9 protein-coding genes are annotated in these 9,453 nt (G+C 68.0%); all 9 read left to right on the forward strand.

What is annotated here, in order from left to right:
• The coding region (locus tag DU478_RS23045) for a cell envelope biogenesis protein TolA (protein ID WP_114513043.1) at window positions 1-891 on the forward strand (891 nt) is incomplete at its 5' end.
• Window positions 892-1,039: 148 nt separating this feature from the next.
• A complete protein-coding gene (gene tolB / locus DU478_RS22290; RefSeq protein WP_114513044.1) occupies window positions 1,040-2,374 on the forward strand; it encodes a Tol-Pal system beta propeller repeat protein TolB in 1,335 nt (444 codons plus the stop codon).
• Window positions 2,375-2,521: 147 nt separating this feature from the next.
• On the forward strand, window positions 2,522-3,058 hold the full coding sequence (gene pal, locus DU478_RS22295) for a peptidoglycan-associated lipoprotein Pal (RefSeq protein WP_114513045.1): 537 nt from the start codon (window positions 2,522-2,524) through the stop codon (window positions 3,056-3,058).
• A gap of 25 nt (window positions 3,059-3,083) precedes the next feature.
• Window positions 3,084-3,935 carry a tetratricopeptide repeat protein gene (locus DU478_RS22300; RefSeq protein ID WP_114513046.1) on the forward strand — a complete coding sequence of 284 codons (852 nt, stop codon included), beginning with the start codon at window positions 3,084-3,086 and terminating at the stop codon, window positions 3,933-3,935.
• Between the two features lie 24 nt (window positions 3,936-3,959).
• Complete coding sequence (tilS, locus tag DU478_RS22305; protein ID WP_114513047.1) at window positions 3,960-5,339, forward strand: tRNA lysidine(34) synthetase TilS; 1,380 nt, start codon at window positions 3,960-3,962, stop codon at window positions 5,337-5,339.
• A 78-nt stretch (window positions 5,340-5,417) separates the two neighbouring features.
• Window positions 5,418-7,337 (forward strand): ATP-dependent zinc metalloprotease FtsH, encoded by a 1,920-nt coding sequence (gene ftsH, locus DU478_RS22310; protein WP_114513048.1) that lies wholly within the window; start codon window positions 5,418-5,420, stop codon window positions 7,335-7,337.
• Window positions 7,334-8,110, forward strand: coding sequence for a methyltransferase domain-containing protein (locus DU478_RS22315; RefSeq protein ID WP_114513049.1), 777 nt, complete (start codon window positions 7,334-7,336; stop codon window positions 8,108-8,110). Before ftsH ends, DU478_RS22315 begins: the two co-directional genes overlap by 4 nt.
• A 158-nt stretch (window positions 8,111-8,268) precedes the next feature.
• Entirely contained in the window at window positions 8,269-8,868 is a 600-nt protein-coding gene (locus DU478_RS22320; RefSeq protein WP_114513050.1) for an MOSC domain-containing protein, read from the forward strand.
• A 104-nt stretch (window positions 8,869-8,972) separates the two neighbouring features.
• Window positions 8,973-9,453 (forward strand): formate--tetrahydrofolate ligase (locus tag DU478_RS22325; RefSeq protein WP_114513051.1); only part of this gene is annotated, 481 nt, incomplete at its 3' end.

Here is a 9,453-nt window from a genome sequence, read left to right on the forward strand (position 1 = left end):
GAGCCGGAACCGACGCCCGCGCCGGAACCCGAGCCTGCGCCGCAAGCGCCTGAAACGCCGCCGCAGGCCGAGGTCAGCGACGTGCCGCCCGAGCCCGTGGCGCCCGAGCCCGAACCGGAAAGCGCCCCGCTGCCCGAGGTTTCCGAGCGCCCGCAGCCGCGGCCGGCGCCGCGCGTGGCCCCCGAAGCTGTCGCGCCGCCCGAACCCGACACCGCCGTCGCCGATGTGGAACAGCCCGCCGTGGTGCCAGACCCCGAGGTGCCGACCGAGACCCCGCCGGAACCGGAGCAGGAACAGACCGCGCCCGAGGCGGCCACGACCGAGATCGTGACCGAAGCCGAGGAACCCGCCGCCGCCCCGACCGCCAGCCTGCGGCCGCAGACCCGCCCGAACCGGCCCACGCCTGCGCCGACGCCCGAGCCCGAAGCGGAGACCGAGCCGACACAGACCGCCCAGCCCGATCCCGAGCCGGCGCCGCCGACCAGCACCGACACAGCCGATGCGGTGGCCGACGCCCTGGCCGAAGCGCTCTCCGGCGGCACCACCGACCCGCAGCCCGACCTGCCGGTCGGCCCGCCGATGACCAGCGGCGAGAAGGAAGGCCTGCGCGTCGCGGTACAGCGCTGTTGGGTCGTCGACGTGGGCAGCCAGGCGGCCAACGTCACCGTCACCGTCGCGATGCAGATGGACCAGTCGGGCCGGGTGTCCGGAGACATCCGCCTCATCGGCTCCGAGGGCAGCCCGTCTTCGGCGGTGGACACCGCGTTCCAGGCCGCGCGCCGGGCGATCCTGCGCTGCCAGGGCGACGGCTACGACCTGCCGGCCGAGAAATACGCCCAGTGGCGCGAGATCGAGATGACCTTCAACCCCGACGGGATGCGCGTGCGATGAGCGCGCGTGCCCAGATGCGCGCGGATCGGCGATTTTCCCCGCCGACAACCGTTTTGCCCGCGCCGAATCCCGGCTATTGTGACTTTGCAGGCGCTTTCGTGCGCATATGCGCTCCGCGCCTGCCTGTGACCGAAAGGACCGCGACCCGATGAAAGCTCTCCTTGCCCTTCTCAGCCTGAGCCTCTCCCTGGCGATTGCCGCCGTTCCGGCCTCCGTGCAGGCGCAATCGCCGGGACCGCTGCGGATCGAGATCACCGAAGGGGTGATCGAACCGCTGCCCTTCGCGGTGCCCGATTTCATCGCCGAAAGCAGCGCCGCGGCGCCCTATGCCGCACAGCTGAGCCGGGTGGTCGCCGAGGATCTGACCGGCACCGGCCTTTTCCGCGAAGTCCCGCGAGAGGCGCATATCAGCCAGATCACCAGCTTCCAGAGCCCGGTACAGTTCGCCGACTGGAAGGCGATCAATGCCCAGGCGCTGATCACCGGCGCGGTGAGCATGGATGCGGGCGGGCGGCTCGTGGTCAAGTTCCGGGTCTACGACGTCTTCGCCGGCACCGAGCTGGGCGACGGCATGCAGTTCGCCGGCACGCCCGACGGGGTGCGGCGCATGGCGCACAAGGTGGCCGACCAGGTCTACAGCCGGATCACCGGCGAGGGCGGCTATTTCGACAGCCGCGTGGTCTTTGTCTCGGAAACCGGACCCAAGGACAGCCGTGCCAAGCGTCTGGCGATCATGGATTACGACGGCGCCAACCTGCAGTATCTCACCAGTTCGAATTCGCTGGTGCTGGCGCCGCGGTTCTCTCCCACCGGCGACCGGGTGCTCTACACCAGCTACGAGACCGGCTTTCCGCGCGTGCATCTGCTGAACGTGGGCGACGTGCAAAGCCGCATCCTGCAGGGCTCCGACGGGGTGATGAGCTTTGCGCCCCGGTTCGCGCCGAACGGCCAGACGGTGGTCTATTCCCTGACGCAGGGATCGAACACCGACATCTTCGCCATGGACATCGCCGGCGGCGGGACCCGGCAGCTGACCTCGGCGCCCTCGATCGAAACCGCCCCCAGCTTCTCGCCCGATGGCAGCCGGATCGTCTTCGAGAGCGACCGCAGCGGCACGCAGCAGCTGTACATCATGCCCGCGGGCGGCGGTGAGGCGACGCGGATCAGCTTCGGCCAGGGCCGCTACGGCACGCCGGTCTGGTCGCCGCGCGGCGATCTGATCGCCTTCACCAAGCAGAATGCGGGCCGGTTCCACATCGGCGTGATGCGCACGGATGGCTCCGAGGAACGGCTTCTGACCGCGTCCTTCCTCGACGAGGGTCCGACCTGGGCGCCCAATGGCCGCGTGCTGATGTTCGCGCGCGAGACGCAAGGGGCGACCGGGGCGTCGTCGCTCTACTCGGTGGATATCTCCGGGCGCAACCTCAAGCGGGTGCGCACGCCCGAAGGCGCGTCGGACCCGAGTTGGGGGCCGCTGCAGTGACGGCGTATGCGGGTGGAAAAATCCTCGAGGATTTTTGCCAGAAATTTTTGAAAATTTCTGCGCCCGGCGGCAAGCGGGGCGCGTGTGGGTTGCATGGGACGGACGCTGTGGTAGCGTTTCGCCAAACGAGAGAGCAGGACTGATCCAATGAGACATCTGACAAAGGCCATTCTGCTGGTAGCGGCGCTGGGCGCCGGTGCCTGCACCAATGCCGACCGCTTTGCCGGCGACGGCGCGGGTGGCGCGGGCGCCGGCATGGGTGCCGGTTCCGGCATCGACAGCGGCATCATCCCGGGCAGCGCCAACGATCCGGCCTCGCCCGCCTATTTCAGCCAGACCGTCGGGGATCGCGTGCTCTTTGCGGTGGACCAGTCCACGCTCAGCCCGACGGCGCAGACGACGCTGGACGGCCAGGCGCAGTGGCTTCTGACCAATTCCGACTACCTCGCGGTGATCGAGGGCCATGCGGACGAGCAGGGCACGCGGGAATACAACCTCGCCCTTGGCGCGCGCCGGGCCAATTCGGTGATGGAATACCTGATCGCCCGCGGCGTGCCGCAGAGCCGCCTGAAATTCGTCAGCTACGGCAAGGAACGCCCGATCGAGATCTGCTCGGAAGAGGCGTGCTATGCCAAGAACCGCCGCGCCGTGACGATCATCTCCGCGGGCGGCCTGACCAGCTGATCCGGTTAACCTGAGGGGGCCTGCCATGCGGCTGCGATATCTCACTGTCACCCTGGCGCTGGCCCTCGCGGGACCGCTGCCCGCGCAGCAAACCGAGACCCTGGCGGATATCCGCCAGGACTTGTCGGCGCTCTATTTCGAGATGCAGCGCCTGCGCACCGAGCTCAGCACCACCGGCGGCACCGGGCTCACCATCGGCGGTAACACCCTGGACCGGGTGAACGCCATCGAGGCCGAATTGCAGCGCCTGACCTCGAAGACCGAAGAGATCGAGTTCCGCATCGGCCGCGTGGTCGAGGACGGCACCAACCGCATCGGCGATCTCGAATTCCGCCTGTGCGAGCTGGAACCCGGCTGCGACATCTCCAGCCTCGGCGACACGCCGCGGCTGGGCGGTGGCGACGCACCGGTTGCGGGCGGGACCACGCCGCCCCCGGCTCCGGCGCTGGACAGCACCGCCACCGATCCGCTGCCTTCGGGCGGAACAGAGCTTGCCGTCAGCGAAGAGACGGATTTCCGGCGGGCGCAGGAGGCGCTCGCCAGCGGTGACTTTCAATCCGCCGCGGACCAGTTTGCGGCCTTTCGCCAGACCTACCCGGGCGGACCGCTAGACGCCGCGGCGCTTGTGGGCCAGGGCACTGCGCTCGAAGGGGCGGGCGACATGCGCGGGGCGGCGCGCGCCTATCTCGACGCCTATTCCGGCTATCCGCAGTCCGAGGTGGCACCGCAGGCGCTGTTCCGTCTGGGCCGCGCCCTGGGCGCGCTCGGCAGCGTCTCAGAAGGCTGCGTGACCCTGGCCGAGGTGGCGGTCCGCTTCCCGGGCGCCGCCGTGGTGCCCGAGGCCGAGGCCGCCCGGACCGAGCTGGGATGCTCGTGATCCCAGGACGGCGTTAGCACCGCGATGGTCGTAACGGGCGTCTCGCTGGACCAGCGCTTTGCCGACAGCATGGGGCAGCTTCTGGGCCCCGATTTCCCGACCGACATCGGCCTTGCCGTGTCCGGCGGCGGCGACAGCATGGCGATGCTGACGCTGGCGCACAACTGGGCGCACCGCTGGGGCGTGCGGCTTTGGGTCGTGACCGTCGATCACGGGCTGCGCCCCGAAAGCGCCGAGGAGTCCGCCTTTGTGGCCGGAGAGGCGCGCGCGCTTGGACATCCGCACGCGACGCTGCGCTGGCACTGGGATGGGCAGGGCAACAAGATGGACGCGGCGCGGCGCGGACGTCTGGAGCTGATCGACCGATGGCGCGGCACGCTGCGCCACGTGCTGATGGCCCATACGCGGGACGACGTGGCCGAGACCTTTCTCTTGCGGCTCAAGCGCGGCTCGGGGGTGGAGGGGTTGTCGGCCATGGCCGCGACCCGACCTGTGCGTCACCAAGGTCTTCGCGATCTGGCGACGACCGACTTCGACGGCGACCTGCCGCGCCAGTGGGAGCGGGTGAAGGGCGGCCCCGGCCGTCCCGGCAGCTTCCACATCGTTCGTCCCTGCCTCGACATGACGCGGGCCGAGTTGCGGCACTACCTGACGGTGCTCAGGGGACGCTGGGTCGAGGACCCGTCGAACGACGATCCCGCGTATGACCGTGTGAAGATGCGTCAGGCTTTGCCCGTGCTGGACGGCCTGGGGCTGGACGTCGCCACGTTGGCCCGGACGGCGGAGCGCATGGCGCGGGCGCAGGCGGCCTTGCGGGCCCGCGCGGTGCAGGTCTGGCGCACTGTCCAGCCGGAGACCGTCCAGAGGTATTGGAGCGGTGACATCCTGATCGACCGCGCGGGGTTCGAAACCATCGAACGCGAAACGCAATTGCGGCTCCTGGCCGCGGCGCTTCAATTTGTCTCGACAAACCCGTACCGCCCCCGCGCCGACCCGCTGGAGGCGCTGCTGGAGCGGGTTCTGGCCGGTGGCACCGGGACGCTTCACGGGTGCGAGGTTCGCGCCGAAGGGCGTCATCTGCGCATTCTGCGCGAATTCCGGGCGGTCGCGCAGGTGCAGACTCGGGTCGGGGATCACGATCTCTGGGATGGGCGTTGGAAAGTCTTTCATAACGAAATGAAGGGCTTGACCGTGCGCGCGCTGGGTGAAGACGGCTGGGCCCAGTGCCCGGATCGCGGTGCCGATACCCCTGCCTTTCACGCCGCCCGCAGCCTGCCGTCGATCTGGGACGGCCCGCGGCTCGTCGCCTGCGATGCCATGGGCGTCGGACCCGGCGCCACGACGCGGCTCTGGCCCATGGGACAGGAGCTGCTGAGCTTCGAAGCTTTCCTGCTTTCGCATTGAACGAAGGCCCGGGATGGCTATGTTACTGAGGCAAACGACGTGCTATGACGCACGCTCAAAGATTTTGGGAGATTTTCCTTGGGAAACGCGCGAAATATCGCCTTCTGGGTCGTCCTGTTCCTGCTGATCCTGGCGCTGTTCAACCTGTTCAGCGGCGGCGGCAACACCCTGCAAAGCCGCGAGATCAGCTACACCGAATTCGTCAGCGCGGTCGAGGACCAGACCGTGAGCTCGGTCACGCTCGACGGCGAACAGGTGCGCTTCCGGGGCGATGACGGTCAGGATTACGTCACCATCAAACCCGAGGATGCAGAGGTCACGAACCTGCTGCTCGACAACAACGTGCCGGTTCGGGCCGAACAGCAGGAACAGTCGGGCTTCCAGTCCTTCCTGCTCAGCCTGCTGCCCTTCCTGCTGCTGATCGGCGTGTGGATCTACTTCATGAACCGCATGCAGGGCGGCGGCAAGGGCGGTGCCATGGGCTTTGGCAAGTCAAAGGCCAAGCTTCTGACCGAAAAGCATGGCCGCGTGACCTTTGACGATGTCGCGGGCATCGACGAGGCCAAGGAAGAGCTTGAAGAGATCGTCGAATTCCTGCGCAACCCGCAGAAATTCTCGCGCCTCGGCGGCAAGATCCCGAAGGGGGCGCTGCTCGAAGGCCCTCCGGGCACCGGTAAGACGCTGCTGGCGCGCGCCATCGCGGGCGAGGCCGGCGTGCCGTTCTTCACCATTTCCGGTTCGGATTTCGTCGAGATGTTCGTCGGCGTCGGCGCATCCCGCGTGCGCGACATGTTCGAACAGGCGAAAAAGAACGCGCCCTGCATCGTCTTCATCGACGAGATCGACGCCGTGGGCCGCAACCGCGGGTCCGGCTACGGCGGCGGCAACGACGAGCGCGAACAGACGCTCAACCAGCTGCTGGTCGAAATGGACGGCTTCGAATCCAACGAGGGCGTGATCATCATCGCCGCCACCAACCGCAAGGATGTGCTCGATCCGGCGCTGCTGCGCCCGGGCCGCTTCGACCGGCAGGTGTCGGTGGGCAACCCCGACATCAAGGGCCGCGAGAAGATCCTCGGCGTGCATGCCCGCAAGACCCCGCTGGGTCCGGACGTGGACCTGCGCATCATCGCGCGCGGCACGCCCGGCTTCTCCGGCGCGGACCTTGCCAATCTCGTCAACGAGGCGGCGCTGGGGGCAGCCCGCGTTGGCCGGCGCTTCGTCGCCATGTTCGATTTCGAACAGGCCAAGGACAAGATCATGATGGGTGCAGAGCGCCGCAGCATGGTCCTGACCCAGGAGCAGAAGGAAAAGACCGCCTATCACGAGGCCGGTCACGCCATCGTCGGCATCCACCTGCCGAAATGCGACCCGGTCTACAAGGCGACGATCATCCCGCGCGGTGGTGCATTGGGCATGGTGATGAGCCTGCCCGAGATGGACAAGCTGCAGATGTTCAAGGATGAGGCCGAGCAGAAGATCGCCATGACCATGGCGGGCAAGGCGGCGGAAATCCTGAAATACGGACCCGATGAGGTCTCTTCGGGTCCGATGGGCGACATCATGCAGGCCAGCCAGCTGGCGCGCGGCATGGTGATGCGCATGGGCATGTCCGACAAGGTCGGCAACATCGACTATTCCGAGGCTGCCGCGGGCTATCAGGCCAATGGCGGCGTCGGGGGCTTCTCGGTCTCGGCGGCGACGAAAGAGCTGATCGAGAACGAGGTCAAACGCATCATCGACGAAGGCTACCAGCGCGCGGCCGACATCCTCACCGAACACGAGGAAGAATTCGAACGCCTCGCGCAGGGTCTGCTGGAATACGAGACGCTCACCGGCGAAGAGATCAAGCGGGTCATCCGTGGCGAGCCGCCCACCGCCAGCGACGATGACGACGACGATGCCTCGGACACGCCGAGCGTGACGGCGATTCCGAAGACCAAGCCCAAGTCCAAGCCGTCCGACGATGGCAATCTGGAGCCTGAACCGTCGGTATGACCGCCCAACCCGATACCGACTGGAACCCCGGGACCTACCACAGGTTCCGGGGTTTGCGATTGCGGCCCGCCCTTGACCTCCTGCGCAGCGTCGCCCCGCTGCCCGAAGGCGACGTGGTCGATCTGGGCTGCGGCAGCGGCTCGGTCGGCCCGGCTTTGGGCCAGTTGCGCCGCCGCCTGATCGGCGTCGACACCAGCCCCGCGATGCTGGCGCAGGCCAGGCTCACCGGTGTCTACAAGCAGCTGATCGAGGCCGACCTCGCGCAATGGCAAGCCGAGGCACCGACCGCGCTGATCTTCGCCAATGCCTCTCTGCACTGGGTGCGCGATCACGACACGCTGCTGCCGAAACTGGCGGGCATGCTGGTGCCCGGCGGCACGCTCGCGGTGCAGTTCCCGCACCAGAACAACGCGCCGTCGCACCGGCTTTGGGTTAGCCTTGTGGACGAGCTCTTCCCGGGGCGGTTCGATCACGCAGAGCTGACCTCAGTGAAGCTGCCCGCCGAATACCACCGGTTGCTCAAGCCGCTGGGGCAGGTCAGCCTGTGGGAGACCGAGTATTACCAGGAACTCGCCCCCGATGCCGAAGGCCACCCGGTGCGCCGCTTCACCGAAGGCACCTATGCCCGCCCGATTCTGGCGGCGCTGGAGCCGGAGGAGCAGAAAAAGCTGATCCGCACCTACGAATCGGTGATCGGCAAGGCCTATCCAGAAAGCCGGCGCGGGACGGTGCTGTTCCCGTTCCGGCGGATGTTCCTGACCCTGACGGTCTGATCGGCGGCGCTCTGCCGGTGCGGCGCGCCGCCCCTGTCCAGCCGGCGCGCGCCGGGCTATCCAGCGCAAGTCACGCGGAATAAACGCGGATTCACGCGGCAGGGTTTGACTTGCCCGCCGGGCCCGCCAGTCTGTTCCTGCCACGTCGAGGAGTTCCCATGCCTGCGCTCAAGCCCACCGATTTCAATGCCCGCGTGGTCTGGCTGGGCCGCGTGCCCGCGGAGGGACCCGGCATCCGGTCCGAACCGGTGCCGGCGCTGGAACTGGATTGGGACGGCAGCGCCGGCGACCGTCACGCCGGAGTCACGCGGCCCTCGTGCAGCCGGATGCTGCAGCAGCATCCGCGCGGAACCGAGATTCGCAATGTCCGCCAGATGGCCATCGTCTCGGCCGAAGAGATGGCCGAGGTCGCGCGTCGCATGGGGCTCGACGCCGTGGCGCCGGAATGGACCGGCGCCAGCATCGTGGTCGAGGGGCTGGCCGACCTCACGCATCTGCCGCCGTCCTCGCGGCTGCAGGGCGCGGACGGGCTGACCCTGGTGGTGGACATGGAAAACCGCCCCTGCGTGCTGCCGGGCAAGGAGATCGAGGCCGAGCGCGCAGGCTTCGGCGCGCGGTTCAAACCCGCGGCCGAAGGGCGTCGCGGCGTCACCGCCTGGGTCGAACGGCCGGGTCGCCTGTCGCTGGGTGACACACTGCGCCTGCACATCCCCGACCAACGCGCCTGGAGCCATATCGAGGCCGCGCTCAGCCATTGAAGCGCGCGCCGCTTCGGCTTCGGGAAATGTCGGATTCCGCGCGCACGGGCCGAAACGCTCGGATAAGTCTGGGCGCATCAACAAGCTCAGGCGAGGACAGCCCAATGGCCTTCAAGACCGACATCGAAATCGCGCGGGGTGCGCAGAAGCAGCCGATCCAGGAGGTCGGGGCGAAGTTGGGGATCGGGGCGGGGGACCTGCTGCCCTACGGCCATGACAAGGCCAAGGTGAGCCAGGAGTTCATCCGCTCGGTGCAGGACCGGCCGAACGGCAAGCTGATCCTCGTAACCGCGATCAACCCGACGCCGGCGGGCGAGGGCAAGACCACGACGACGGTGGGCCTGGGCGACGGGCTCAACCGCATCGGCAGGAAGGCCGCGATCTGCATCCGCGAGGCCTCTTTGGGCCCGAACTTCGGGATGAAGGGCGGGGCCGCCGGCGGCGGTCATGCGCAGGTGGTGCCGATGGAGGACATGAACCTGCATTTCACCGGCGATTTCCACGCCATCACCAGCGCGCACAGCCTTCTGAGCGCGATGATCGACAACCACATCTACTGGGGCAACGAGGCGCAGATCGATCAGC

This window comes from Thalassococcus profundi, from assembly GCF_003344785.1.
In the GTDB taxonomy this organism is placed as follows: Bacteria; Pseudomonadota; Alphaproteobacteria; order Rhodobacterales; family Rhodobacteraceae; genus Puniceibacterium; species Puniceibacterium profundi.